General features: G+C 66.0%; 23 protein-coding genes. 6 read left to right on the top strand and 17 right to left on the bottom strand.

Annotated features, from left to right (window positions below):
• Positions 1 to 30: 30 nt before the first annotated feature.
• Genes ACFC0O_RS37465 through ACFC0O_RS37440 form a run of 6 tightly spaced genes read right to left on the bottom strand, consistent with a single transcriptional unit; the run spans position 31 to position 5846 of the window.
• Entirely contained in the window at positions 31 to 1134 is a 1104-nt protein-coding gene (locus ACFC0O_RS37465) for an MlaD family protein (protein ID WP_375966722.1), read from the bottom strand.
• A complete protein-coding gene (locus ACFC0O_RS37460) occupies positions 1134 to 2177 on the bottom strand; it encodes an MlaD family protein (RefSeq protein WP_375966720.1) in 1044 nt (347 codons plus the stop codon). The genes ACFC0O_RS37465 and ACFC0O_RS37460 overlap by 1 nt, the downstream gene beginning before the upstream one ends.
• On the bottom strand, positions 2165 to 3172 hold the full coding sequence (locus tag ACFC0O_RS37455; RefSeq protein WP_375966718.1) for an MlaD family protein: 1008 nt from the start codon (positions 3170 to 3172) through the stop codon (positions 2165 to 2167). Before ACFC0O_RS37455 ends, ACFC0O_RS37460 begins: the two co-directional genes overlap by 13 nt.
• Positions 3169 to 4215, bottom strand: coding sequence for an MlaD family protein (locus tag ACFC0O_RS37450; protein WP_375966716.1), 1047 nt, complete (start codon positions 4213 to 4215; stop codon positions 3169 to 3171). Before ACFC0O_RS37450 ends, ACFC0O_RS37455 begins: the two co-directional genes overlap by 4 nt.
• Positions 4216 to 4218: 3 nt before the next feature.
• Positions 4219 to 5085, bottom strand: a complete 867-nt coding sequence (locus ACFC0O_RS37445; protein ID WP_375966714.1) for an ABC transporter permease — start codon at positions 5083 to 5085, stop codon at positions 4219 to 4221.
• Positions 5085 to 5846, bottom strand: a complete 762-nt coding sequence (locus ACFC0O_RS37440; RefSeq protein ID WP_364635929.1) for an ABC transporter permease — start codon at positions 5844 to 5846, stop codon at positions 5085 to 5087. Before ACFC0O_RS37440 ends, ACFC0O_RS37445 begins: the two co-directional genes overlap by 1 nt.
• Positions 5847 to 6204: 358 nt before the next feature.
• Between ACFC0O_RS37440 and ACFC0O_RS37435 the strand changes: the two genes are divergently transcribed.
• Positions 6205 to 7545, top strand: a complete 1341-nt coding sequence (locus ACFC0O_RS37435; protein WP_375966712.1) for a lipase family protein — start codon at positions 6205 to 6207, stop codon at positions 7543 to 7545.
• 43 nt (positions 7546 to 7588) lie between these two features.
• On the opposite strand, the gene ACFC0O_RS37430 is transcribed toward ACFC0O_RS37435, so the two are convergent.
• The gene (locus ACFC0O_RS37430; RefSeq protein WP_375966711.1) at positions 7589 to 8860 is read right to left on the bottom strand and encodes a PucR family transcriptional regulator; all 1272 of its coding nucleotides are present in this window, start codon (positions 8858 to 8860) and stop codon (positions 7589 to 7591) included.
• Between the two features lie 250 nt (positions 8861 to 9110).
• On the opposite strand from ACFC0O_RS37430, the gene ACFC0O_RS37425 reads away from it, so the two are divergent.
• The gene (locus tag ACFC0O_RS37425; RefSeq protein ID WP_375966709.1) at positions 9111 to 9776 is read left to right on the top strand and encodes a TetR/AcrR family transcriptional regulator; all 666 of its coding nucleotides are present in this window, start codon (positions 9111 to 9113) and stop codon (positions 9774 to 9776) included.
• 69 nt (positions 9777 to 9845) lie between these two features.
• Here ACFC0O_RS37425 and ACFC0O_RS37420 read toward each other — a convergent pair whose 3' ends face one another.
• From ACFC0O_RS37420 to ACFC0O_RS37405, 4 genes are all read right to left on the bottom strand, one after another.
• On the bottom strand, positions 9846 to 10565 hold the full coding sequence (locus ACFC0O_RS37420; RefSeq protein ID WP_375966708.1) for a hypothetical protein: 720 nt from the start codon (positions 10563 to 10565) through the stop codon (positions 9846 to 9848).
• Between the two features lie 206 nt (positions 10566 to 10771).
• Positions 10772 to 11440: a TetR/AcrR family transcriptional regulator gene (locus ACFC0O_RS37415; RefSeq protein ID WP_375966706.1), complete on the bottom strand. Its 669-nt coding sequence runs from the start codon at positions 11438 to 11440 to the stop codon at positions 10772 to 10774.
• A 19-nt stretch (positions 11441 to 11459) separates the two neighbouring features.
• The gene (locus ACFC0O_RS37410) at positions 11460 to 12170 is read right to left on the bottom strand and encodes a hypothetical protein (RefSeq protein ID WP_375966704.1); all 711 of its coding nucleotides are present in this window, start codon (positions 12168 to 12170) and stop codon (positions 11460 to 11462) included.
• Positions 12167 to 12553 (bottom strand): hypothetical protein, encoded by a 387-nt coding sequence (locus ACFC0O_RS37405; RefSeq protein ID WP_375966703.1) that lies wholly within the window; start codon positions 12551 to 12553, stop codon positions 12167 to 12169. The genes ACFC0O_RS37410 and ACFC0O_RS37405 overlap by 4 nt, the downstream gene beginning before the upstream one ends.
• Before the next feature lie 192 nt (positions 12554 to 12745).
• Between ACFC0O_RS37405 and ACFC0O_RS37400 the strand changes: the two genes are divergently transcribed.
• The 3 genes from ACFC0O_RS37400 to ACFC0O_RS37390 all read left to right on the top strand — a co-directional run bounded on the left by ACFC0O_RS37400 (position 12746) and on the right by ACFC0O_RS37390 (position 14503).
• Positions 12746 to 13039, top strand: coding sequence for a hypothetical protein (locus ACFC0O_RS37400; RefSeq protein ID WP_375966701.1), 294 nt, complete (start codon positions 12746 to 12748; stop codon positions 13037 to 13039).
• 191 nt (positions 13040 to 13230) lie between these two features.
• Complete coding sequence (locus ACFC0O_RS37395; RefSeq protein WP_364633096.1) at positions 13231 to 13851, top strand: hypothetical protein; 621 nt, start codon at positions 13231 to 13233, stop codon at positions 13849 to 13851.
• A 163-nt stretch (positions 13852 to 14014) separates the two neighbouring features.
• Positions 14015 to 14503: a MarR family transcriptional regulator gene (locus ACFC0O_RS37390; protein WP_364633094.1), complete on the top strand. Its 489-nt coding sequence runs from the start codon at positions 14015 to 14017 to the stop codon at positions 14501 to 14503.
• A 12-nt stretch (positions 14504 to 14515) separates the two neighbouring features.
• On the opposite strand, the gene ACFC0O_RS37385 is transcribed toward ACFC0O_RS37390, so the two are convergent.
• A complete protein-coding gene (locus ACFC0O_RS37385; RefSeq protein WP_375966699.1) occupies positions 14516 to 15679 on the bottom strand; it encodes a hypothetical protein in 1164 nt (387 codons plus the stop codon).
• Positions 15680 to 15812: 133 nt separating this feature from the next.
• Between ACFC0O_RS37385 and ACFC0O_RS37380 the strand changes: the two genes are divergently transcribed.
• Positions 15813 to 17174, top strand: coding sequence for an NAD(P)/FAD-dependent oxidoreductase (locus ACFC0O_RS37380; protein ID WP_375966697.1), 1362 nt, complete (start codon positions 15813 to 15815; stop codon positions 17172 to 17174).
• A gap of 6 nt (positions 17175 to 17180) precedes the next feature.
• Here the strand turns inward: ACFC0O_RS37380 and ACFC0O_RS37375 are convergent, their stop codons facing one another.
• Genes ACFC0O_RS37375 through ACFC0O_RS37355 form a run of 5 tightly spaced genes read right to left on the bottom strand, consistent with a single transcriptional unit; the run spans position 17181 to position 25071 of the window.
• Positions 17181 to 17351, bottom strand: a complete 171-nt coding sequence (locus ACFC0O_RS37375; protein WP_375966695.1) for a hypothetical protein — start codon at positions 17349 to 17351, stop codon at positions 17181 to 17183.
• The gene (locus ACFC0O_RS37370) at positions 17348 to 19339 is read right to left on the bottom strand and encodes an AMP-binding protein (RefSeq protein ID WP_375966693.1); all 1992 of its coding nucleotides are present in this window, start codon (positions 19337 to 19339) and stop codon (positions 17348 to 17350) included. The genes ACFC0O_RS37375 and ACFC0O_RS37370 overlap by 4 nt, the downstream gene beginning before the upstream one ends.
• 27 nt (positions 19340 to 19366) lie before the next feature.
• On the bottom strand, positions 19367 to 20683 hold the full coding sequence (locus tag ACFC0O_RS37365; RefSeq protein WP_375966692.1) for an FAD-dependent oxidoreductase: 1317 nt from the start codon (positions 20681 to 20683) through the stop codon (positions 19367 to 19369).
• A 21-nt stretch (positions 20684 to 20704) separates the two neighbouring features.
• Positions 20705 to 21670: an AfsA-related hotdog domain-containing protein gene (locus tag ACFC0O_RS37360; protein WP_375966691.1), complete on the bottom strand. Its 966-nt coding sequence runs from the start codon at positions 21668 to 21670 to the stop codon at positions 20705 to 20707.
• Positions 21667 to 25071 carry a beta-ketoacyl synthase N-terminal-like domain-containing protein gene (locus ACFC0O_RS37355; RefSeq protein ID WP_375966690.1) on the bottom strand — a complete coding sequence of 1135 codons (3405 nt, stop codon included), beginning with the start codon at positions 25069 to 25071 and terminating at the stop codon, positions 21667 to 21669. Before ACFC0O_RS37355 ends, ACFC0O_RS37360 begins: the two co-directional genes overlap by 4 nt.
• Positions 25072 to 25180 lie beyond the last annotated feature (109 nt).

The raw sequence follows: 25180 nt of genomic DNA, 5'->3' as shown, positions 1-25180 counted from the left end.
ATCGTAGCGGGACAGCGTAATTCGACCGTTTCATGAGGCACCGACGATTCCGAGGATCAATTGTGGGAGTTGGATATCGGCCAGTCCATTGGCGGCGCCGGCGCAGCGGCCCGGGGCCACCGCGTTGATGGCCGCGCAGACCGCCTCGGCATCGGGCCTGGCCACCGCCACGCGCGGCGGGGCGTAATCGATGCCGATCGCACCGGTCTGCGGATCGACCGCGCGGGCGAACGCACCGGTGATGGTGGGGATCATGCGGATGATCTGCTCCAGCGTCCCGACATTCGCCCCGATCATCCGCACCAGCGGCACCGCCGAATCGAGCAGCTTCAGCACGGGATCGCCTGCCAGCGTGGTGATGTCATTGAGCAGCGGCAGGGCGCGCTGGAAGCCCTCGATGACCTCGACGACCTGATTGAACAGTTCATTGTTGACCTGATCGAGCACCCCGCCGAACCGCGTCAGCATGGATTTAATGTCACCCCAGTGCGCGGCGACGCTGTCCGACAGGGTCGCCAGCGCGTCGATGACCGAACCGAGCCTGCCTATGGCCGCGTCGGGGGCGTTCAGCGCGGTGCCCAATTTGGTGATGATCTGGTTGATCTGATCGCCGGTGCCCGCGGTGGCGCTGTTCAGCGCCTTCAATCCGGTGCCGAGCGCATCCTGCCGCGCGGGGTCCGATCCCAGCGTCCGGTTGGACAGCGTGGCCATCGCGTCGAGCATTTCGGTCATGCTCTTGGGTGTCAGGGTCTTCGAGATGCACGTCCCCGATTCCCAACGCGCACCGGACTTTCCGGGGCTGATCAGAGCCAGGTCGCGATCGGCGACCAGGGTGTTGGACAGCGTCGTCGCCGCGGTGTCGGCCGCCAGCGGATATCGCGCGTCCACCTCGAAGTCCACCCGGACTCGCGCGCCGCCGGGCTGTAGTTTGGTCACCTGCCCGACCGGAACCCCGCGCATGGTCACCCGATTGCCGGTGTACAGGCCGATGGTGTCCGGCATATCGGCGCAGTAGCTGTTCATCTTCTTCGCCGGATCGAGTGCGACGAAATACGCGGCGAAGGCGACGACGATCACCGCGACGACACCGGAGATCGTCATGAATCCGCGCGAGCCGAGCATGCGATACAGCATCAGCACGCCTTTCCCGCGACCGGAATGCACAGCTGCGGCGCGGTCACCACGGCCGCGGACTGGTCCACGCCGATACCGCCGTCGGGCAGGACCAGCTGACCGAGCCGTTTACCGAGGTCCTGTACCGAATCGATGAGCGAGCCCAGTTTCCCGCCGAGCCTTTCCAATTCGGGGACGGCCGCGACGAGCTGGGTGAGCACCGGTTGCAGACTGGACTGCCAGGCCGGTTGCAGTGCGGCGATGCGATCGACGATGCGGACCAGGGTCTTGACCGTCTCGCGCACCTCGACCCGGTAATTGGTCAGGGTCGTCTCGAGCAGGTTGGTCGTGCGAATGAACTGTCCCAGCACCGATTTCGCGGTGGTAATCGCACCGATGTACTCATCGGCCACGGCCAGCGCGCTGGAGACGTCCGCGTTCTGCTTGTTCAGGATGTCGACCAGACTCTCGACGCCGCCGAGCATTTGGCGCAGTGCGTCCGGATTAGCGGTGATCGACTGTTCCAGGGCCGCGAAGTTCTTGCGCCAGGCATCACCGTCCAGCTTGCTCACCGGTTCGGTGGCGTCCTGGAAGGTTCGAATCAGGTTGTAGGGCAGTCGAACTCGATCGGCCGGGATATGCCCGGAACCGAGCGGCCGCGAACCGGCGGGGAACAGCGCGACATAGTGGCCACCGGCCAGGGTGAGCATGCGGATATCCAGGGTCGTCTCATTGCCGACGAACACATCGGTGTCGACGGTGAAATTCATCAGCACCCGATCGGGCCGCAGATCCAGGGATTTGACGGTGCCCACCGGGATACCGGCCAGGCGCACATCGTCACCGGGCTTCACCGATTGCGCCTCGTCCAGCTCGGCGGTGAAAGTGTGCTTGCCCAAGGGCATTACGTAGGTTGCACCGGCCACACCACCCGCGATCAGCACCGCGACGGTGGCTATCACGCCGTAGCGCAGCTCACGCCTGCGTGTTGCCTGTTCCGTGCGCGACCGCTGTTCGAACATCACGCGCAATCGTTGCCGCCACGTCGGTTTCACTGTTTGCATACGGCGACCTTCTGCCCGGCGATCAGCACCGAGAGCACTTGCGGCACTTCGGCATTGCCCTGAGAGCAGGACAGATCCACCGCGGATCCGGTCCGCGGGACGAGCGCGTCGAGCGATTGCAGTAGTCCGGGCAGACGGCCGAGTACATCGACCGCGTCCTGCGGATTCGGGAACAGGGTGCGGATGAGTCCGTCGATATCCGGGTTCGCCTTCGGTGTCAGGCCGAGCCGATCCAGCAGACTGTCCACCGGATTCAGCAGCGGCGGGGCGGTCAGCGCGAAATCGACCAGGCCGTCGATATTTGTCTGCAATGAGCCGAAGACATCGGAGATGCTGCGCAGCAGGGTGACCAGATGCGGTGACTGCCCGCCGATCTGATCGGAGATGTGCGCGAGATTGCCCATCAGCGTGGAGATCACGCTCTGCCGATCGGTCACATACGAACTCAGCTTGCCGATCGAATCGAGCGCGGAGCCCACCCGGGTACCGTCGCCTTCGATCACCGCGAGCATGTTCTCGGCGAATTGATTGAGCGCGTCCGGCGACAGCGTCGCGAGCACCGGCTGTAAACCGTTGAACAGCGCGGTGATATCGAACGACGGTATGGTCCGATCGGTGCCGATGGCGGTCCCGGCGGCGAGCCGGGTGGTCGGCGCGGGCGGCTGCTGGACGTCGATATAGCGCTGCCCGGTCAGATTCTGATAGCGGATCGCCAGTTTGCTGGTGTCGTACAGCGGGTGCGAGGTCAGCACCGAGATCTGGACCTTCGCCCGATTCCCTTCCAGCGCAATACTGTTCACTTTGCCGACCTGCACACCGTACATGCGCACGTCATCACCGGTCTTGAGGCCGTTGGCATCGGTGAAGAGCACGGCGTGCGTTTCGGTCGCGCCGTCGACCGGGCGCTTGATCGCCGAAATCACCACGCCGATCACCACGATCATGGCAATGGCGAACGCCAGGGTCCGCCAGGCCGCGCCCGTCACGGATTTCATCGGCCCGCTCCCGCCGGAGCGGACAGGCCCAGCAGCGGCACTGCCAGCGCGGGCACACCGCGCAGATCCACCGACAGATCCAGCACCGGACCGTTCGGGGTGTCCGGCATGGCGGTGCGCAACCGGTCCAGCATTGCGCTCACGTCCTGACCGGAACGCGTTGGCGCGGGCACCATTTGGGCCAGCGCCCGCAGCAGCGGGATGAGCATATCGGTGTATCCGGAGAGCTGATCGCGCGCGGCGTCGCCGATCGCGCGAATTGCCGGAAGCACATCCTCGACCACCACGTTCACACCCGAATCGAAGAGCTGACGGTCCGTGCGCAGCACCGGAATGGAGTAGATCCGTTGCAGCAGTTGCACGGTCGCGTCGACGAAGCCCGCACCGCTGTCCAGCGTCGCGCCGAAATTGCCGAGCACGGTCGAGATCGGCATCGTCTGCTTATCGGCGACGGTCCCGGCGGTCACCACCATCGCCTGCAATAGCGGGGTGAAGGCGTCCAGATCGGTGGTCATCCGGCTGAGCATGGCCGCCACCTGCGGGGTCAGCACACTGTCACCGACCTGGGACAGGGTGCGCAACAGTGATCCCATCGTCGCGTCGTACACATCCTTCGCGCGCGGTCCGGTCAGATCGATGAGGGCGTCATCGCGCAGCGGCGCGCCGCCGGAGCCGCGTTTCAATTCGAGTTCGCTGATGCCGAACAGGTTCGCGGGCGCGTAGTCCAGGCGCAGGCTGTCATCGATACCGAAGAGCCGAGAGCGGTCCAGCCGCAATGCGATTCGCTGGGTGCCGCCGTCACCGGGTTCGATGGTCGAGACCGTGCCCACCCGCACCCCGTCGAGCCGCACCTCGGTGCCCGCCTCGATACCGTCGCCGATCTGCTCGGTCAGCAGCGAGACGCGCAACCGGGAGTCCGCGCGCACCCCGGCGACCACCGTGGCGATGAGCGCGGCGGTGACCACGACGGCGAGCGCCATCGCGCCCATCGCCAGCGACCGCTTCTCGTCCATGGCCACGCCGGGTAATCCGTATGCAGGCATCCCCTACCCCGTAAAGCTGATCGGTGAGTTGAAACCCCACAGCACGATGCTCAGCACCATGTCGGCGGCGATCACCGCGACGAAACTGGCGCGCACCGCATGCCCGGACGCGATGCCTACCCCTTCGGGTCCACCGGTGGCGAAAAAGCCCTTGTAGCTGTGGATCAGGATCACCAGGACGCTGAACACCATCACCTTGATCACCGCGGCGATCACGTCGAAGCCGCTCACGAACTGGAAGAAATAGTGGTCGTACACCCCGGCGGCCTGTCCGTGCAGCACGGTGATGAGCACCCGGCACGAGGCATAGCTCAGGATCAGCGCCATCAGGAAGGTCGGCACGATCGCGATGGCACCCGCGACCACGCGGGTGGTGACCACGAAGGGAATCGAGCGCAGGCCCAGCGCCTCGATGGCGTCGATCTCCTCCGAGATGCGCATGGAGCCGATTTCGGCGGTCATGCGGCAACCCGCCTGTGCCGCAAAGCCGATGGCGGCGGCGATGGGGGCCATCTCGCGGGTGGTGGCGAAGGCGGACACCACACCGGTGATCGGGCCCATACCGATCATGTCCAGCGTCACGAACGATTCGATGCCCACCGACGCGCCCATGGCGAGGCCGAGAATGATCAGCATCGGCACGGTGCCGCCGCCCACGATGAGCGAACCGCGACCCCAGGTCATATCGGTGATGGTCCGAATGGTCTGGGCGCGATAGTGGGTGAGCGCCAAGGGAATCGCGCGCAGCACCTCCCAGGCGAAGCCGAGCGCGAAACCCGCGGTGCGCACCGGATCCAGCAGCCGATGCCGGCGCTGATAGCCGCGATAGGCCCAGCCCAGGCCCTTCGGCGTGAACGATGACGCCGTCATCACGCGATCCTGGTCGGCAGGAACATCGAAACCACCTGTGTCATAGCGAGATTCACCAGCACGATGGACACCACCGAGACCACGACGGCGGCATTGACGCCGTCCGCGACCCCGCGCGGTCCACCCCTGGCCTCGAGTCCGCGCTGACACGCGATGACCACCACCAGGAAACCGAAGATGATCGATTTGGCCAGGGAGACCCAGACATCGGCGACCGTCGCGAACGAACCGAAGGTCGCCCAGTAGCTGCCGGGTGTCACGCCCAGACTCGCGATGGCCATCACATAGCCGGTCAGAATGCCGACGAAGATGATCAGGATATTGAGCAGCGGGGCGACGATGACCATGGCGACCATGCGCGGAATCACCAGGCGGTGAATGGGATCGATGCCCATGGTCTTCAGTGCCTCGATCTCCTCGCGAATGGTGCGCGCCCCGAGATCCGCGGCAATGGCCGACGCGCCCGCTCCGCCCAGCAGGAAGCCTGTCGCCATCGGCGCGCCCTGTTTGATGACGCCGAGACCGCCGCCCGCGCCGAGCATGGAATCCGCGCCGAGCTGATGGATGAGATTGCCGACCTGCACCGAGACGATGACGCCGAATGGAATCGCCATGAGAATCGCTGGAATGGTGGTGACCGTGAGCAATGCCCAGCATTGCAGAATCATTTCGCGCCATTGGAATTTGCGGCGGGTGATGTCGGTGGCGGTGCCGATAATCGACTCCACGCCGATCTGCACGGATCGGCCGAATGTTCGCATGCTCGCGATCACCGTGGCGGAGAAATTCTCCTTCACGATATTCAGCGCAGGGACCACCGAAATCAAAATACCGCCTGTCATTGCGCGTGCCGGATACACAGACACGTCACCCACCCCGGACCGTCATCTGTTGTTTACAACCTGCTTCGATCGACTGCCAAGTCTCGCCGACCCGGGACCGGCGGTCACTGCACGCCGCGAAGAAGATCGCGGGGATCTTTTGTCTCACAAGACAAAATGGATCCGCGGAGTGTTTCCGTGGTATCGAATCTGACACGATGGAATCGGACTGCCGGTCCCGAATACAGCTATGTCGCGCTACCGACGCCGAGCGTTTCATTTTCAACGGAGGTTCACCATGGGCATCACCGATGATGTCGTCACACGCGGAAGCACACCGCTACTCCCCTCCGCCGACCCGTTCTATGCACCGCCCGATGATTTCGCGAATTCGGCACCGGGCACCGTATTACGCACTCGCACAGTGGAAATCGCGCAGTTCGGCATTGTCCGCCAGCAAGTCACCGCATGGCAGCTGCTGTACCGCAGCAATGATCTGAACGGTGCGCCGGAAACGGCGGTCACGACCGTATTCCTGCCGCACGGAGCCGATCCCGCCGAACCGCGGCCGCTACTGGCCTTCCAATGTGCCATCGACGCGGTCAGCGAACACTGCTTCCCGTCCTACGCGCTGCGCCGCGGCGCACATGCGCTCGGATCACTGTCACAGCTCGAATGGCTGGTCGTGGCAAACGCGCTCGCGCGCGGCTGGGCCGTGAGCATGGCGGACCACGAGGGTATGCGAGGTGCGTTCGGCGCGCCGCGGGAACCCGGCTACCGGGTACTCGACGGAATTCGCGCCACGCTGGGTTTCGACGGACTGCGACTGCCGGAGCAGACCCCCGTGGTGCTGTGGGGCTATTCCGGCGGCGGTATGGCCAGTTCGTGGGCGGCGGAGCTGGCTCCGATCTACAGTCCGGAATTGAATATCGCCGGGGCCGCGCTCGGTTCGCCGGTGGGCGATTTCCGTGCCGCGGTAACGAGATTGAACGGCGGCTGGTTCGCCGGACTCGCGCTGATGGTGATCGCCGGGCTGGTTCCGCTGTATCCGGCGCTGGGCGCGGTGGTCGCCGAACAGACCACGCCCGAGGGGCTGCGCCACCTCGATCGGGCGGCGAAGATGAATCCGTTCGGGATCGTCACGCGATACGCCCGGCACAGCGTCGACAGGTATCTGCGCACCGATACGCTGGCGAACCTGCTCCAGCGACCCGCCATGCAGGAGATGCTCGACGATGTGCGGCTCGGAATGCACACTCCCGCTTGCCCTTTGCTCGTGGTGCAGGCCGTGCACGATCAGATCATCCACGTCGACGACGTCGACGGTCAGGTCGGGCGATATCTGGCGGGCGGCGCGCGGGTCACCTATCTGCGCGACCGGCTGAGCGAACACGGCTCACTGATGCCGTTGTCCACACCGCTGGTGCTCGATTGGCTGGCCGCACGGATAGCGGGGACTCCCGTCGCGGAATCCAGCACCAGAACCGTGTGGTCCGTGGTTGGTCTGGCCCCCGGGCTCCGGGGAGTGCTCATGCTTGCCGCCACCGCACTGCGCGTATTGTTCGGCCGGCCGCTGCGGGTCCGCGCTTCCCGAAACACGGTGCGCGGCAGTGATGTCAGCGGAGATAAAGCAGCCTGATGGAACGGGGCCGCGAGATTACGCGCGGCCCCGCGAAGATCGGCTAGCTCGTCCCGGGGCCCTCGGCACAGATCCCGGATTTGGCCCTGTCGATGCGATGGATGATCATCGCGGCGGCATGCAAGCGAAAACCATTCGGCTGCAATGGATCCACCCCGGTCAATTCCGCAACACGGCGCAGTCGATAGCTGAACGTATTCGGGTGGATGAACATCTTGTCGGCCGCCGTCTTACGGTCCGCTCCGCCGTACTGGACATGCATCTCCAGCGTTTCGAGCAAATGGGGGTGCTCGCGCAGCGGGATGAGCAGTGCCGCAATCCTTTCCCGGGCCGGACCGGGCCGGGTGATCTGCTGCTCCAGCAGGAAATCGTCAGGTCGATAGAGCCCGGACGGGCGGCCGAGCAGTTGTGCGATTTCGGCGACCTGTCGGCAGGTGTCACCGGAGGCGGGAATTTCGGCGCGCACGATATCGCGGCATACCGCCGCATGCGTATCGATGTGGAACTGCCGTTCCAGGGTGGCGATCAACTGCTCGATCGCATCACCCGATTGATCGACGTCCACGGTTTCCGCCGCCAACAGGACGACACCGGAGATTCCATCGAACGTATTGAGCACCGGCCCGCCGGCGAAATGGTCGAATGCCTGCTGCGCCAGCCGCAATCGATGCCGCGCTCCCAGCATCGCACCCGGGCCCGAAATCCCCTCCTCCGATCGAATCTGCAGTGCCACAACGTCATAGCGATCGACCAGGGTGATATCCGCGCGAATCGCGAGCTCCTCGGCGGGATCGCCCTTGAGCAGCGCCGCGCACAATGCCCGCCGCGCGAGCGGATCCCCCGAATACGCCGATTGCTCACTGTCGATGTAGGTTTCGGCCAGTACCGCGCTGACCTCACCGATGAACGCGAACAGATGCTCGGTGAAGGCGGCCAGATCCGCCGCATCCGACGGCTCGGCGGACTCGGCGATCAGACTCCACAGATGCCCCGCACCGCTGTGCAGCGCCGACATCAGCAGCGAGAGACCGATCCGATTGCCGGGGGCATGCCGTTCGGCCACGGGCATCACGATGCGGGCGATCTCCTCCCGGGAGATCGTGCGCGACTCCTCGAGTGCGCGCAGATAGCCCGAACAGCACGCGTAGATCGCGGGCCGGACGTCATCGGCGAAATAGCCCTCCGTGGCGGAGACCTGTATCGGCATCGCGCTCACACAGACATCCCGCACTTCGAGCGCGATCTCCGGAATGCGCGGCGCCAGCCTGGCGACCAGGGGCGCGTGGGCCGCCAACCGCAGTGGAGCGATCGTCATCATCAACCACCCGGGAGTGTCATGCGCCCGTGGGCACGGGGTGCCGCATCCACGCCATTCGCCAGGTCAGTTGCATAGTTTCGTACTCCTCGCCTGGATCGACCCACCCCGGTCCAGCGGTCGGACCGCCTGTAGGAAACAGTAGAGTACCTCACTCTTTTCCGCCAAGCGTGTGTGCGAGTTCACCCCGGTCGGCGGCCACGCCGCCGCATGCGGCAATCCGGACCGCGGGCGTTGCTATCGTGGCCGGGTGAACGAGCCTGCCGCAGTCGAGCGACTTCCGCGCGGCCCGCACCGGCTCACCCGCGCCGAAGTGGCCGATTCGCAATTGGCGCGCCTGTACGTCGCCATCATCGACGCGGTCGCCGAGCACGGCTACAACGCGGTCAGCGTCGCGGATCTGGTGGCGCGCGCCAAGATCTCCCGCCGCACCTTCTACGAACTCTTCGACTCGAAGGAAGCCTGCTTCGCCGCGGCCTTCGAGGTACTCGTCGACATCGCCACCACCCGGCTCGACTCCGCCATCGCGGCTGCGGGACAGCTCGATTGGCGGCAACTGGTGCGCGCCTCACTCGCCGCCTACCTCCGCATTCTCGCCGACGACCCGGCCGCCGCCCGCGCTCTGCATATCGAAGCCCTCATCGCCGGACCGGCTTTCACCGTCTACCGCCGCCGCCTGATGTCGGTCTTCGCCGGGCGCATGCGCGCCGCCCGTGATCTCGCCGCCGCCCAGGGCGAGGTAACCGGACAACTTCCCGAGGCGGTCATCGAACTCCTCATGGGCGGAATCGACGACCGCATCCGCGACTGCCTGCAAACCGCCGGAGCCGCAGCGCTTCCCGATCTCGAACCCACGCTGTCCTACGCCGCTCTCACCCTGCTGAGCAGTAGCCCGGAAAACCCCGAGCACACATAGAAATTCGCCAGGTGAGAATTGCCGCAAATCCTTGGCAAATCACGCCTGGCGAATTGTCTTCCGGCGGAGCTATTTCGCGGGCGCCGGGGTGAAGGGTTCGTTGATCGTGGTGAAGTACTGCACGGCGGCGGCGATGGCGACGGGTGCGGTCACCAGGATCATGCCCGCGATCGCGCCGAGGGCGCCCATGGCGGCGGCGCCCGCCAGGCAGCCGACCACCGCACCGGGCAGGAAGAAGAACAGGCCGCCGATGATGCCGGTGGCCAGCGAGGCGCCGGTGCCGACCGCGAGACCGCCGAGGGCGCAACCGACCGCGCCGCCGCCGATTCCGCCGACCAGGGTGCCGATGGTCGCGCCGACGCTGATGGTGTCCTTCATGCGATTCCACGCGGCCTGTTCCCGGTCATACGGGGTCTTCCACGGCGCGGATTCCTCGAAAGGCAGTGCGACAGGGCGGTATTGCGCGTGCTGGAGGTCGAACAGCGGGGTGAGGGTGGCGGTGTTGTCGCGAATCGCGGCGGCGATCGGGAAGACGAAATCGTCCACGCGGAAGGACAATTCGGTGCCCGCGACGACAGCGCCGCCGGGTGCCTTGATCTCGAAGCGGCCGTCCTGGACATCGAGCGATCCGATATCGGTGGAGATGATCGCGGAACCGTCGGTGGCGGACGCGGTGTAGTGGATGGCCTCCGCCGCATCGGAGATCGGATCGGCGTGCGCCGCGGCCGCCGTAATCACCGAAACCGCCGATACCAGTGCGGCAACCGCGGCCAGTCTGGTCTTGATCAATGCCCTACCTCTTACTTCAGCCTGCAGATTAAGAACCAATCGCCGGGTTAGCTATTGATAAGCAAACTGTAAGTTTGCAATCAGCAGCGTGCAACGAATGCAGACCTTGAAGTGACTCGATACACAGCGCAAATCACCGGATTAAACTGGAATACACCTGACGTTCATGCATATACCGCATAACCGGCAAATCGGGCAGGCGTTTATCAGTTTCCGGTGGGATATTCGGGTCGCCCGAGCAGGGCCATGGCCGCCTGGTGTAGCAGCGGGGCGAGTTCGGGCAGGTCCGCCGCGCCCCGCGTGCGCAGGAAATCGCGGATCCGATTGTCGATACCGCCGACGAGCAGATCGAAAATGCCGTCCGGGACCAGCGGATAGTCCGCGCCGTCGGCGCGCGCCATCAGATACGCCGCCCGGATGCGCTCGGCCAGCACCCGTTCCATCCGGGCCCGCTGTTCGGCGAGAGCCGCATCGCCGGAAAGGGTTTCGACATGCAGCGCCCGCGCCACGGCGGGCTCGCTCGCGAGAAAGGTCAGGTATTCCCGCAGCGAGGTGAACAGCACCTCGCGCAATCGCAGGTTCTCCGCGTTCTCGATCGCCGAATCCAATTTCGTCTCGACGATCTCCATCGCGAGCTCGAAGCCCGCGGCGAAACAGTCATCCCGATTGTCGAACATCTCGTAGAACGTGCGGCGCGAAACATGCGCTCGCTCAACGATATCGGCCACCGTCATGGGCTTGTAGCCGCGCGCGGCCACCGCCTCGATGGCCGCCCAGCACAGCCGATGCCGCTGCGAGGCCGACACATCCTCCCGGGTGAGGCGATGCGGCCCCCGCGGCAACCGCGACAGCGCGACCGTCTCCTTACTGCTCATCGGATCAGGATAGGCCCGATCAGATCGGCCGGAAGCCCGCGCCCACGCCACCCGCGGTGTCGATCTCGGCGAGGATCGGGGCAATCGGCTGGAAATAGGCGGGCGCGTGCACTGGGACGGCCGCCACCACACAGGGCACGTTGAACCCGATACCGCCCAGCGAGGTCAAACGGCCCTGGTTCATGCCCACGAGCCGATCGCCGATGGTCACCGGTCCGCCGGAATCACCCGGCTGCGAACAGGACTGATTGACTTCGCGGCCCGCGACCGTCCCCCAGACCACACCGCAGTCGAAACCGCTGGAGCGACCGTTGGAACACACCGTGATTCCCGGACCGGGCGTATCGCCGACCCCGGCGATCGTGGTGCCGCCGACGGTGCGCACCGGGGTGACCTTCGACGCGTCGAATTCGATTACCGCGTAATCCAATCCGGCCCCGCCATCGGATGCGGCGACCGTGCCGACGGCACCGGCGGCGGGCATCTCCTCCGCGCCGACCGGTGTCCCGGCCGATGCGCAGTGACCGGCGGTCAACCCGACGAGCCGCCCGGCGCCATCGGTTCCGACGGCAGTGAGCGAGCACATCGCATGCCCGCCGAGCACGATGCCCGAGCCTCCGCCGAGCGCCACCGGATCGGGAGCGGCATCGGCATTGGCGGCGGCGGCCGCGGTCGTCGCGGCCGCCGCGATCACCAACGCGCTCAACTGTTTGATCCGCACCCCGGTCACCAATCCTGGACGATGGTCAGAATCGCGCCCGGATCGGCCGGGTCGGCCGGATTGCTCAGGAACACCCCCGCCGATCCCCCGGGATGCGCCGCCGCCTCACCCAGGATCGCGGCATTGCTGGCATAGGTGCTGCCGTCCGGATTGGCCAGTGTCGAGCCCGGTGCCATGGATACCCGGGTGGCCGCGGGCGAGATCACGCCATCGGCCATATCCGGTAGCGGACTGTTCGCGAGTGCGGCTGTCTCACCGGGGGTCAGCCACACCCCGGCAAATCCCGCTTCGGGGATCACTATCGGTTCCGCCGCGGCGGCCGTACCGGCGGTGGTCACAGCTGCGATCGCGGCTGCCACGCCCACGACGCCTACCAAGAGTGTGGTTCGCATGGTGTGCTCACTTCCCTCGAATGGATCCGGAGCAAATCCTTCAGCGCTGCATGTTCCGGACTGGAGCCCAAGGAGAGCATCGAGAGCTACTTGTGAGCAATCGGTCACGAGTCGTCGTTATCGGCAGTTCATCGACCCCGGGCCGACGCTCCCCCGCTCACGGCGACGCGGACGCACACGGAAGAAACATTGGTGACCCGCACCACATTCGAGCCGTTATATTCGAAGCAGGCCGTCGAATTGGATGGAAATCCAGCAGGGGCGCGTATCGAACCTGAAACGAAATTGCATTTGCATCGGCGTGACGTTGCCGATATCTCCGGCGGATGCGATGCCGCCATTAGAGTCGAGCAGCGGCAGTCGATTCACAACCATCCGAGACACGACCGACCCATCCGGAAGGGCTCGGTAAAAACCGCCCCTGAACTGGCCATATATGAGCAGCATCCGAGTGGATCAGAAGAATCTACGCCGAAGACTTTGTGAAATTAACTTTCCAGAGTGAATATTTAATAGCGGATAAGTACATACCGATCCGCCCCCGAGGGATCCATCGATACCAAACCGTTATTTCCGATTTCGGCCGCCTCCAGATGAGAACAGGTTACATTTTAGATCCCTTACGGTGCGACTCGGATTCCCGGTCACACCGATGCTTCGCGTATTTGGAGATAGTCATGAGATCAATCGCATCCGCGCTGCTTCGTGCCGGTGTCGTAACTCCGATGGCCCTTGCCACCGTCTTCTGTTTGGCGGCTCCCGCGAATGCGGCGTCGGTCAGCTTGAACTGGAGTTGTCAGGGCACGATCTTCGGCATCGGCCAGACCTCGAGCATGAGCACCTCGGTCGACGGCACCGCACCCGCAACGGCGGCCTCCGGGTCCGCGGTGGCCATCACCCTCACCCCCGGCGTCTCCTCGGTGCCCAGTTCGGCCTCCGGATTCAGCGTGACGAATATCAGCAATCTCAAGATGACCTTCCCGACCCCGGCGAATTCCACGCTGGTCTCGGCCACCGCATCGGGCGGCACCGTGGCGGGCACGGTCAGCACCTCGGGCGGGAATGTCGTGCTCACCGTGCCGGGTCCGATCGCGGGCGGCACCAGCTTCACTCCGCCGGCGGTGACCATCAATGTCACGGCGGGCACCCCCGGAACGCCGATCACCAGCAAGTACGCGGGAACCAGTTATGCCAACCCGGGTATGACGATGACGACCAAGGTGGCATTCGTCGGCAATGTCGCGACCGCGTGCTACCCGAACCCGTCGCCGACGCTGACCAGCACCGCCGTCAGCTGATCCGTTCCGGGTGAAAATATGCCGGGACTGGGCTGTTGAAGCCAGCCCAGTCCCGGCATTGGTGCAGACTATCGTATCGGCCATCGCGTCGCAGGCGTGGCCGGTGAGTTCCGTTGAGAGGTTTCATGTTTCAAGTGTTCGAGGTTGGGAGCCCGTGCGTCCGATGTCTACCGAACCAGATCGGATCGCCGTAGAGCTCAGGCGAGCTCTCGAGTTCTATCACGGAACACTCGAAGACCTGTCCCGCGAACTGATCAGATTGCTGGGCGTGAACGAAACAGACCGGCGCGCATTGGAAATCGTCCTGCTCGGCGATGGCAAATCCACCACGCCCGGCATGCTCGCCGAACGCCTGGGCCTGACCGCCGCGGGCGCCACCATAATGCTCAACCGTCTGGAGAAGCAGGGCTATATCGCCCGCTCCCTGCACCCCACCGACCGCCGTCGCGTCATCGTGGTGGCCACGGATCTGGCCGCCCGCCGCGTGCACGAACTCATCTCCTCGCTGGTCGACGAGGGCTACAAGATGATGCTCAACTGGTACGACCCCGCCGAATTGGAAATGATCGCGACCTTCCTCAATCGAGCGGGCGAGTTGCAGCGCATTCATCGTCAGCGGTTGCGCGATATCGACCCGTATCCGCGCAACTGAATTCGCGGCGCGTCAATTCCCGTGCAGCCAGCGGTCTTTCAGCATCAGATGGTTATCCCACCAGGCTTGTACCAGTGCGGGATCCGAACCGGCGGGCGGCGGCGGGGATTCGCCGGGGAAGAGCCAGTTCGCATCCGGCGCACCGACCGTACCGGGCGCGGTGGTCGTGACCGGCGGAATATCCGAGGTGGTCGGATCGACGGTGGTGGTCGGGGCGGGGTCGGTGGTGGTGCGCACCGGGCGGGTGTGTTTCGGGGGCGCGGTGGCGATCGGCGCGGGGATATCGGTGGCGGTATCCGCATCCGGCGACGGGATCGAGGTGATCGGTTCCGGGACAGGCGTTTCCGTCGTGGTCGGCAGGGCGGTACCGGAACCGGCGGGCGTCATATGCACCTGGGCCACCGGCGTGGAATGCTCACGAATCTGTACGAACGCGACACCGGCGGCGGCGAGGGTGGCCGCGACCGCGGCGGCCCCGAGCAGGACCCGACCCGCCCGTCGATTCCCTTCGGGGACATCGGCATCCAGCTCCCGCGACTGCTCCGCCGCGACCAGTGCGGCACCGCGGGCCACCGCGTTCGCGGCATCGGGGGCGAGGGTCACCGGCGTCGCGAACCCGAGCCGCACCGCATCGGCCACGGCCGCGTCGGCGGCCACCGAACCGCAGATCAGGATGGCGTCGGGCCGTAGCCCGCTGGCATCGGAGATCGGGCGAATGCGGTCGATCGCCTCCTGCGTACCGTGCGCGTCGACGACGCCGATGGGCCACGAGTCCGCGGCCAGAATTCGCGAGCGCCCGGGGCCCACCAGCACGAACGCGCTGTGATGGTCCAGCAGTTCGAGCACCATCAGGTTCCCGGCCCCGGCTGTCTCCCGCGCCAGCGCCAGCAGTGCGGCCTTGATCGAGACATGGGAGGCCCGTTGCCATTTCCCGCCCGCGAGCGCCGAGACGGTGGCGCGCCGCTCGGTGGCCGTCCGATAGACGACCGCCACATCGTCGATGTCCGGTTCGTCCCGTATCAGCGCATCCAGCACCTCGAGGGTGACGGCCTCCGCCGAGTCCCCGAGTACCGGACGCTCCAGCGCGGGTGAATCCCGCTGCCTGCCTGCCGAATCCGACAGCAGCACCCCGCGCACCACCGACCGCTCCGCTGAAATCCCGCCGAAAACCCGCATCCGATCAACCTCTGTTCGAAAAGCACTTCTTCAGCGGTTCGTCATGCTCCGTCGCGAGGATTGGTCGAAAGTCCAATTTTTCCCATCCGCGTTCCGGGCAGACGGGGGCGCAATACGTTGTTATCGTGAACCGGTGGAGCCATCGAAGATCGTGATCATCGGCGGTGGTTTCGCTGGTGTGGAATGCGCCCGGTACCTCGAACGCCATCTGCGGCCCGAGGAAGCGTTCATCCAGCTCATCACCCCCGTGGCCGGGTTGCTCTATCTTCCGCTGCTGCCGCAGGTCGCCTCGGGTGTGCTCAATCCGCGGTCGGTATCGGTCTCGTTGCGAAGGGTGTTGCGCCGCACCGAGGTTGTGCCGGGCACCGCCATCGGCGTGGAGCCCGCGACCCGGCAGGTCATCGTGCAGCGGCCCACGGGCGGGGAATTCGCGCTCGGCTACGACCATCTCGTCCTGGTGCCCGGCAGCATCACCCGGGTGCTCGACGTCCCGGGACTTGATCAGCACGGGTTCGGTATGAAAACCCTCGCGGAGGCCATGCACCTGCGCGATCACGTACTGCGGCAACTGGATATCGCCGCGGTGCGTGGTGAGGAGGATGAGGACCGGGAGCGGCTCAACTTCGTCACCATCGGCGCGGGCTACGCGGGCACCGAGACCACCGCCGTGCTCAACAAGGTCACCCAGGCCGCGGCACGCCGCTATTTCCCGCGGCTGAACCCGGATATGGTGCGCTGGCATCTGGTCACCCACGGTGATCGCATCATGCCCGAACTCGGCGAACGACTCGGCCGGGAGACCAAACGCATCCTCGCCGAACGCGGAATCGAATTGATCTCCGGTGCGTCCGCGCAGCAGGTCACCGCGAACGGCGTCACCCTCACCAATGGCCGTCACATTCCCACCCGCACCCTGGTGTGGACCGCGGGCGTCGCGCCCAGTCCGCTGGCCGGACATCTGGGGGCCGCCACCGAGAAGGGCCGGATCGTCGCCGCACCCGATCTCTCCGTGCCGGGCCTGAACGGCGTGTGGGCGTGCGGTGACGCGGCCGCGGTCCCCAATCTGACCGAAGACGACCGCAAATCCTGCGCACCCACCGCGCAGCACGCGATCCGCCAGGGCCGGCACCTCGCGAAGAACCTGCTCGCGACCCTGCGCGGCGGCACCGTCGAACCGTACCGGCATCCCGATCTCGGCATGGTGGTAGACCTGGGCGGCCGGGACGCCGTGGCGCGCCCGCTCAAGATCGGATTGCGCGGTATCCCGGCACAATTCGCCGCCCGCGGCTATCACCTGATGGCGCTGCGCACGGTCGTCGCCCGCGCCCGGGTCGCCTTCGACTGGACCGTGCACGGCCTCAGCGGTGACGATTTCCTCCGCATCGGCTACGGCGACTACGCCGCCCACACCATCGGCGGCTTCGAACAGACCAGCTGCTATCTGCCCGCCGCCGAGGTGCCGGTGGTGCTGAAGGCGATCAGCGATATCGACTGACCGCGCTCAGCGCTGTCGCGGCCAGACCCCGGCCGCATCGACCTCCAGACTGTCGGACAGCGCGACCCGGCTCTGAGATTTGTTGTGCGGCAGCGGTTCCGTCAGCGCCGTTCCGCCCAGGGACGCGAAATACGGCAGCAGGCGCAGCAGGCGGGCCCTCCAGCGGCGGCGGATCATTGCATGCCCTCCGCCGATATCCGGGTGAATCGCCGCATCGCGGTGGACACGTGGCGGGCGACGCCTTCGATGGTGGGGTGATCCCACATGACGACGGTGGCGATCGGGAAGCGCAGCCAGTCGGCGAGATCGGTGGCGATCTCGACGGCTTCGGCGGAGTTCAGGCCGAATTCCGCGAAGGGGGCGCGGATGTCGATCTCATCGGGGTTCAGATCGAATCGGGTGGACAGTCGCGCCTTGAGCCAGGCTTCGATATCGGCGTGGTTCAGGCCGTCGGTGGCCGGGTCCGCCAGCCACCATTCGTGTACGACGTCGAATGCGTTCGACAGCAAAATCTTTCGGGTCTCATTGCGGCGGATCTTGCCGCTCGACGTCTTCGGTATCAGGCCGGGGCGAATCAGCACGATGGCGTAGAGCGGCAGCGCGTGCTCGGTGGCGATGGCGCGCCGGATGGCGGCGACCGCGGCGGCGAGATCACCGGTCCAGTCGGGGCGCACCTCCTGCACGATGACGAGGTGATCGCCCTCGTTCTCGGCGCGGGTGCCGATATCGACGGCCGCGACGCATCCCGGGCGCAGCGCCGGATGACTTTCCTCGGCGCTGCGCTCGAGATCCTGCGGATAGGTGTTCTGGCCGCGAATGATGATGACGTCCTTGCTCCGGCCGGTGACGAAAAGTTGTCCGTCATAGCCGAATCCGAGGTCACCGGTGCGCAGGAACGGTCCGCTGCCATCGGACAGGGTGGCCCCGAAGGTCTCCACGCTGTCCACCGGCCGATCCCAATAACCGAGGCCGACACTGCCACCCGCGACCCAGATCTCCCCCACCCGCCCGGTATCGCATTCGGCCCCGGACCCCTCGTCCACGACGATGACATGCTGCCCCTCGACGGGCCTGCCCGCGCTCACCAGCGCCAGTCCATTGCCCTGCTCCCGGGACGGTACGGCCAGCCCGCCGCCGAGCGATCGCGCGTCGAACCGTTCGATCTGCGGGGGATCGCTCACCGCACCGGTGGTCAGCACCAGCCCTTCGGCGAGGCCGTACAGGTTCAGATGGGCCGAACTGCGGAAGCCCGCCGATGCGAAGACCTTGTCGAAGCGGTCCAGGGTGGCCGCACGCACCGGTTCGGCGGCATTGATCGCCACCTGCCAGCAGCTCAGGTCGAGCTGTTCGACCTCCTGCCGCGTGGTGCGGCGGGCACACAGGTCGTAGGCGAAATTCGGTCCCGCGGTGGCCTGCACCCGGTACCGCGATATCGCCTCGACCCAGCGCGCGGGCCTGCGCAGGAAATCCAGCGGAGACATCATGATGATCGGATTGCGGCCGTACACCGGTTGCAGCAGACCGAAGAACAGCCCGAGGTCGTGATACTGCGGCAGCCAGCTCAGGATCGGCGCGCCCGGTTCGACGAGCCGGGCGAACACCGAACCGCAGTGCAGCAGATTGCCGTGCGTGACCATGACGCCCTTGGGCGCGGACGTCGAGCCCGAGGTGTATTGCAGGAAAGCCACACTGTCCGTGGTCAATTCGGGCGGCCGCCACGCCGCCGCCCGCTCGTCCGGCACATCCTCGGTGACGATCCACGTCAGCGGTGCGAGCGCGGGTTCGACGGCGACGAAGGTGTCGAGGCGGGCGTGCACGCTCGCATCGGTGAGCGCGACCGCGATGCCCGCATCCTCGATGATGGCGCGCAGCTGCGATACCGAACGATTGAGTTCGGGCGGATAGGCGGGCACCGCCAGCACACCCGCGTACAGGCAGGCGAAAAACGCCACCGCGTAATCGATTCCGGCGGGATAGACCAGCAGCACCCGACTACCCGCGAGCCCGCGAGCCTGCAATTCCGCCGCGATCGCCCGGGCGCGCAGATCCAATTGTGCCCAGCTCAAACGCGATTCGCGGGATTCACCGTCGATCAGATATGTGTACAGCGTCTCGTCGCCATGGACCCGCGCGCCCGAGCGCACCAGGTCGATGTAGGAAATCATGGTCTCTCACTTCGATTCGGCGCCGGATCACCCGTGGCGCGACAGGCTCTTCGCGGCTTCCTGGCCGGAACGGAAGCACGCCTCCAGCGGCGCTCCCTTGACGTAGTCACCGGCGAGTTCGAGACCGTGCACCCGGCTCACCTCGGTGCGGACCTTCGACAGGAAACCGCCGTAGAACGGCAGATACGCGCAGTACGCGGCATCCCAGATATGCGTCACCGCGTGCACCCGGTTCAATGAGCCCTCGATCTTCAGCAGGCCCTTGATGAGTTCCTCGGCCTCGTCGAGCCATGATGCGAGCCCCTCCTCGGTCGGCATGGGCCGCGCCGCCCGCCCGCTGAAGGTGTATCGCACGATATTGAGATCGTTGACGCCGTAGACGCCCGCATTGCTGCACCGGCCGCCGTCGAGGGCGATGGCGCGCACCACCTGATCGAAAACCGGGCGATCGTATTCGACGACCGCGACCGCGGCGGGGAAGTATCTGACCTCGGCCAGCAGTTCGCTCAGGTCGGGCAGGTTGGATTTCACGATATCGGCGGCGGCGTAGGCGGGCGCGGCGAGCACGACCCCGTCGTACGGAAGCACTTCCGGTGCTTTGCCATTGCCCGCGAGCTGGACCCCGGTCACCCGGCCGTCCTCGATGACCAGCGATTCGACCGTCGAATTCGGCCGCACCGTAACCAATTTCGCGAACTCGGTGAGCGCGGGCTGGATACCGTCGGTCAACTGGTCGAAGGTGCTGGCCAGGCTCAGGTTCACATTGAAGTTGCCCAGGTACATCTCATCGGGTTCGGCGCCGTTGAGCCGCACCGTCAACGGCCGGAACATATTGTTCACCAGCGAGGCACCGAAATACGCGGTGAGCGGCTTGTGATCGCGGCGAGCGCCCACGCGGGAGAAGGTCTCCCCGCCCAGGAACCGGTTGCTCTCATCGCGCTTGATCGTGAACATCAGGAACGCCAGCTTCAGGAGGTCCAGCGGCGCACCGAGTTTGGTGAATTTGCGGATCAGGTCGAACCGGCTGTTCTTGCTGTCGAAGGTGACGAGTTCGCCGTTGATCAGGCGGGAGGTGTTGACGCCGAAATACTCGAACTTGTCCGCGCGCATGGCCGCCAGGAACCCGCGCAGCTCGGTATAGGTGCGGCTGATGTTCTTGCCGCCCATCATGACCGGGCGATCGCCCAGGTGATCCACGCCGAAACGACCGCCCAGCACGGGGTTTCGCTCCAGCAACTCGACGTGATGACCGGCCAGGTGCAGTTGGTAGGCCGCGGCGATACCGGCTACGCCGCCACCGACCACCGCGAATCGCTTACCGCTGCTGTGTGCCGAACTTTCCATTGTGGTGACTCCTCTGTGTGATCAGGCGGTGGCCGGGTACGGCGCGAGTTCGATACGGCACCTGGCGATTCGTGCGCCGAACTGATGCAGCTCGAGTTCGACCGCGGCTCCCCCGGTATCGGGATCGCTGTCCGCCACGGCGGTGAAATCGATGAGCCCACCGAGCTCGGCGAATCCGGTGAAGGTGGTGGCGCAGCCGGTGACGGCGGCGATCGGGGAATCCAGTGCGCCCGCCGCCATCGCCGCCACGATGGCCGCCTGACGGCAGCCTTCGATCAGCAGCGGGCCGGGTACGTGGTCGTAGGGATGGTCGAAAAAGGAGGGGTGCCGTTGATCGACGATCAGCGGTATTCGCGGCTGCTCTCCCGGTATCGGTTGTCCGACAACGACATTGCGAGGGTCGCGCCTGCCCACCGACGCCGGTGCGACGGGTTCGACCGTGACGCTGCCGGATTCGCCGTTCATCGGCCGACCGGCCTGCTGCAGCTCGCGAATCTCCCGGTAGGTGTCGGCCGGAAACTGAATCCCGCCGCCCCGCAGGGTCAGCGCCCGCACCCCGCCGATGGTGAGCTGGGCCTCGAAGAAGGTGCCCGCCGAATCGCCGAAGGTGCCCGCAAGTCCCGCGCTCGCCCGGACGATGCCCTCCAGCGGCACATTCGCCTCATCGCGATAGGCGCTCAGGTCCTCGACCTCGAACTCCAATTGCTGCAGGCTGGCGGGGGTTCCGGGCGGGACGTTCAGATATCTGTGCCCCACCACGATCATCGCCTGCCGGATGGCCTCCACCGTGGACAGCGGATCGTGATAGTCCACCAGCCGGTCGAAATACAGCGAGTGGGCGCGCGGAATCTGGATGGCGGCGAGGAATCCGTCGATATCGGCCGGGGCCGTATCGGCGACGAATACCTCACCGAGTGCCCGCCGGTGGGCCAGGGCGCACGGCACCGTGCGCTCGAAACTCAGGCCGGTCTCGGTGGTCGGGGTCATCGGGCGACCTCCTGCAACGCGGGGGCGGCGATACCGGTGATCAGCCGGGCCGCACCGCGGATGGTCGCCTGGTCGATCAGACTGCCCAGCGAGATGGAGGTTCCGGCAACATGATTGAGCCTGCTGCGCAGTTCCAGCAGCGAGAGCGAGGTCAGTCCGACTTCGAACAGGATGCGGTCGGCGTCGAAGTCGGTGTCCTGATCGATCAGGATTTCCCGGATCTGCGCCCGCACCACGGTCATGGCGTAGTCGAGCTGTTCGGATTCGGGCAGTGCGGCCAGGGCGTCCCGGAACTCCTGTGCCGGATCTGGTCCGGCTTCGGCATCGGCTCGCTGTTCGATGTACCCGGCGGCGGTCACCTCGGCTCCGATCCAGTAGTGGCGATGCTGAAATGCGTAGGTGGGCAGGTCGATTGCCACGGCCTCGCGGCCCGCGTACACGGCCGCCCAGTCGAGTGGAGTGCCCGCGGCCCAGGCGGCGGCGGTGGCCCGCAACAGACTTCGGGCTTCCGGCTGGCCCTTGCGCAGGGTGGCGATCGTGATGCGCCCGCCCTCGGGCAGGCATTCCTGGGCCATTCCCGCCAATACCTCGCCCGGACCGACCTCCAGGAACGTCGACACTCCGGCACCGGTGAGGAATTCGATGCCGTCGTGGAAGCGCACGGCCTGCCGGGCCTGGCTCACCCAGTAGTCGGGCGAGCACAGCTGTTCGGCCGTCGCGATTCGCCCGGTCACATTGGACACCAACGGAATCGACGATGGGCGCGGGTAGACCGCGGCCACCACCGCGCGGTATTCATCGAGGATGTCGTCCAGATGCGGGGAGTGGAAGGCGCGTTCGACCTGGAGTCGTTTGGTGCGCCGCCCGCGTTCGCGCCAGTGCTTGGCCAGGGCGGTCACCGCATCCGCATCGCCCGCGATCACGGTGGCGTTCGGACCGTTGCTCGCCGCGATGGATACGGCGGCTTCTTGCCCCGCAATGGATTCCGAGACCTCGGCGTAGGACGCGCGGACCGACATCATCACGCCCGGCGGCAGCCGCTGCATGAGCCTGCCGCGCGCCGCGACCACCGCCGCGGCGTCGGCGCGGTCGAAAACACCGCCGAAGTGCGCGGCCGCCAGCTCGCCGATCGAGTGCCCGAGCACGAAATCCGGTGCCACTCCCCAGGATTGCAGGAGACGCAGCAGGGCGACCTCGATGGTGAACAGTGCGGGCTGGGTGTATTCGGTGCGATCCAATAGCTCGGGAGGCGTCCCGGCGGTCCCGAAAATCACCTCGCGCAACGGGTGGTCCAGATGCGGATCGAATGCGGCGCACAGGTCGTCGAATTCCGCGGCGAACTTCGGAAACGCTTGGTACAGCTCATATCCCATGCCGAGCACCTGGCTGCCCTGGCCGGGCAGCAGTATCGCGGTCTTGCCCGCCGCCGCCGCGCGCCCGGTGATCACCGCGGGTGCGAACGCACCCTCGGCCAGTACCGTGAGCCCATCGATCAGTTCGGCCCGGCTACCCGCCACCAGGACCGCCCGATGATCGAACACCGCGCGGGTGGTCGCCGAGGACAGCCCGATATCGGCGATATCGACGCCCGGATCGGCATCGCAGGCGGCGAGCAATCGGCGCGCCTGACCGCGCAGGGCCTGGCCGGTCTTCCCGGAGAGCACGCACACCGACAGCTCATCGGCTCGATTCGGCTGCACCGCAACCGATTCGGCCAGATCGGGATCGTATTCCACGATCACATGCGCATTGGTGCCGCTGATGCCGAACGAGGAGATGCCCGCCCGCCGCGGCCGGCCGTGCTCGGGCCACGGCTGTGTCTCGGTGACCAGCCGAATATGCCCGGCCGACCAGTCCACATGCGGCGACGGCTGATCGACGTGCAGGGTCGGCGGCACCGTTCCATACCGCATCGCCAGCAGCATCTTGATCAACCCGGCCATACCCGCGGCCGATTGCGTATGCCCGATATTCGATTTGATCGATCCGAGCAACAGCGGCTGCTCGGACGGCCGCCGCCCATAGGTGGCCAGCAGCGCCTGCGCCTCGATGGGATCACCGAGCACCGTACCGGTGCCGTGCCCCTCCACCACGTCCACATCGGCGGCCGTCAACCCCGCATCGGCCAGCGCCTGGCGGATAACCCGTTGCTGGGCCAGGCCGTTCGGCGCGGTCAGGCCGTTCGAGGTGCCGTCCTGATTGATCGCGCTGCCCCGGAGCACCGCGGCAATCGGATGGCCGTTGCGCCGGGCATCGGAAAGCCGCTCCAGCACAACGAGTCCGGCACCCTCGGACCAGGAGGTGCCATCGGCGGCCGCGGCATAGGACTTGCAGCGGGCATCGCGCGCCAGGCCGCGCTGGGCCGAGAAGAACACATAGCCCAGCGGCGACATGGTCACCGTCACCCCGCCCGCCAGCGCCAGTGCGCATTCCCCGGATCGCAGCGAGCGCGCGGCCTGGTGCAGGGCGACCAGTGAGGACGAGCACGCGGTGTCGATCGAGACGGCCGGACCCTGCAGGCCGAGGAAATACGCGATCCGGCCCGAGGCCACCGCGGGCATATTGCCGGTCAGCAGATAGCTTTCCGCCCCGGCCAGCTCCGGCCCGGCGCTCAGCAGGGACCGGTAGCCCATATCGTTGATCCCCAGGAACACTCCGGTACCGCTGCCCCGCAACGACTGCGGGTTGATCCGCGCCCGTTCGAAGGCTTCCCAGGCGAGTTCGAGCACCAGTCGCTGCTGCGGATCCATCGCCAGCGCCTCACGCGCCGATATCCCGAAGAATCCGGCATCGAATTCGCCTGCGCCGTCGAGGAATCCACCTTCTCGAACGTATGACTTTCCGGGAATGCCGGGTTCGGGATCGTATATCGCATCGACGGGCCAACCGCGATCGGCCGGAAAGTCTTCGATCACATCGCTTTTCGTGGATACCACCCGCCACAGGTCCTCCGGTGTGGCGATACCGCCCGGGAACCGGCACGCCATGCCCACGATCACGATCGGATCATCGTCCACACCGACGGAAGTCGATGGTTGCTCGGAAGACTCTGCCGCCGTGCCGGTTTCGAGCCACCCACGCAGATGTTCGGCCAATTGGCCGACCGTCGGGTGGTCGAAGATCACCGCGGCGGGCAGTGCGGTGCCGGTCTCGGCCGCGACCCGGTCCCGCAGTTCCACCGCCGTGCGGGAGTCCAGCCCCAGGTCCTCGAAACGAGTTGCGGGATCGATGTTTTCCGGCGCGAAGTCGCCGAGCACCCGATCCACCTGACGCCGAATCATGTCCGTGAGCAGCCGATCCTGCTCGTCCAGGTAGCGGCGGCGCAGCTCGCCGAGCGCGCCTCCCACCGAATCCCGTGAGCCGGCGGACCCCGGCGCACCGTTAAGATCATCCTGCGACATTCGGCAAACCTCGTATCCTTCGAAACCGGTCATGCTGCGCTACCGTGCGTTATCGACCGACCGGCTTGTTGCCATCACATTGCCTACCTTAGGGCGGCTGATGCGGCGA

Source organism: Nocardia sp. NPDC056100 (assembly GCF_042266325.1).
Taxonomy (GTDB): Bacteria; Actinomycetota; Actinomycetes; order Mycobacteriales; family Mycobacteriaceae; genus Nocardia.
This window is presented reverse-complemented; position numbering and strand designations above follow the sequence as displayed.

Coding starts and splice junctions, on each gene's coding strand:
- ACFC0O_RS37465 (WP_375966722.1), bottom strand. CDS start 1,134: ATGCTGTATCGCATGCTCGGCTCGCGCGGATTCATGACGATCTCCGGT.
- ACFC0O_RS37460 (WP_375966720.1), bottom strand. CDS start 2,177: ATGCAAACAGTGAAACCGACGTGGCGGCAACGATTGCGCGTGATGTTC.
- ACFC0O_RS37455 (WP_375966718.1), bottom strand. CDS start 3,172: ATGAAATCCGTGACGGGCGCGGCCTGGCGGACCCTGGCGTTCGCCATT.
- ACFC0O_RS37450 (WP_375966716.1), bottom strand. CDS start 4,215: ATGCCTGCATACGGATTACCCGGCGTGGCCATGGACGAGAAGCGGTCG.
- ACFC0O_RS37445 (WP_375966714.1), bottom strand. CDS start 5,085: ATGACGGCGTCATCGTTCACGCCGAAGGGCCTGGGCTGGGCCTATCGC.
- ACFC0O_RS37440 (WP_364635929.1), bottom strand. CDS start 5,846: ATGCGAACATTCGGCCGATCCGTGCAGATCGGCGTGGAGTCGATTATC.
- ACFC0O_RS37435 (WP_375966712.1), top strand. CDS start 6,205: ATGGGCATCACCGATGATGTCGTCACACGCGGAAGCACACCGCTACTC.
- ACFC0O_RS37430 (WP_375966711.1), bottom strand. CDS start 8,860: ATGACGATCGCTCCACTGCGGTTGGCGGCCCACGCGCCCCTGGTCGCC.
- ACFC0O_RS37415 (WP_375966706.1), bottom strand. CDS start 11,440: ATGAGCAGTAAGGAGACGGTCGCGCTGTCGCGGTTGCCGCGGGGGCCG.
- ACFC0O_RS37405 (WP_375966703.1), bottom strand. CDS start 12,553: ATGCGAACCACACTCTTGGTAGGCGTCGTGGGCGTGGCAGCCGCGATC.
- ACFC0O_RS37395 (WP_364633096.1), top strand. CDS start 13,231: ATGAGATCAATCGCATCCGCGCTGCTTCGTGCCGGTGTCGTAACTCCG.
- ACFC0O_RS37390 (WP_364633094.1), top strand. CDS start 14,015: ATGTCTACCGAACCAGATCGGATCGCCGTAGAGCTCAGGCGAGCTCTC.
- ACFC0O_RS37385 (WP_375966699.1), bottom strand. CDS start 15,679: ATGCGGGTTTTCGGCGGGATTTCAGCGGAGCGGTCGGTGGTGCGCGGG.
- ACFC0O_RS37375 (WP_375966695.1), bottom strand. CDS start 17,351: ATGATCCGCCGCCGCTGGAGGGCCCGCCTGCTGCGCCTGCTGCCGTAT.
- ACFC0O_RS37370 (WP_375966693.1), bottom strand. CDS start 19,339: ATGATTTCCTACATCGACCTGGTGCGCTCGGGCGCGCGGGTCCATGGC.
- ACFC0O_RS37365 (WP_375966692.1), bottom strand. CDS start 20,683: ATGGAAAGTTCGGCACACAGCAGCGGTAAGCGATTCGCGGTGGTCGGT.
- ACFC0O_RS37360 (WP_375966691.1), bottom strand. CDS start 21,670: ATGACCCCGACCACCGAGACCGGCCTGAGTTTCGAGCGCACGGTGCCG.
- ACFC0O_RS37355 (WP_375966690.1), bottom strand. CDS start 25,071: ATGTCGCAGGATGATCTTAACGGTGCGCCGGGGTCCGCCGGCTCACGG.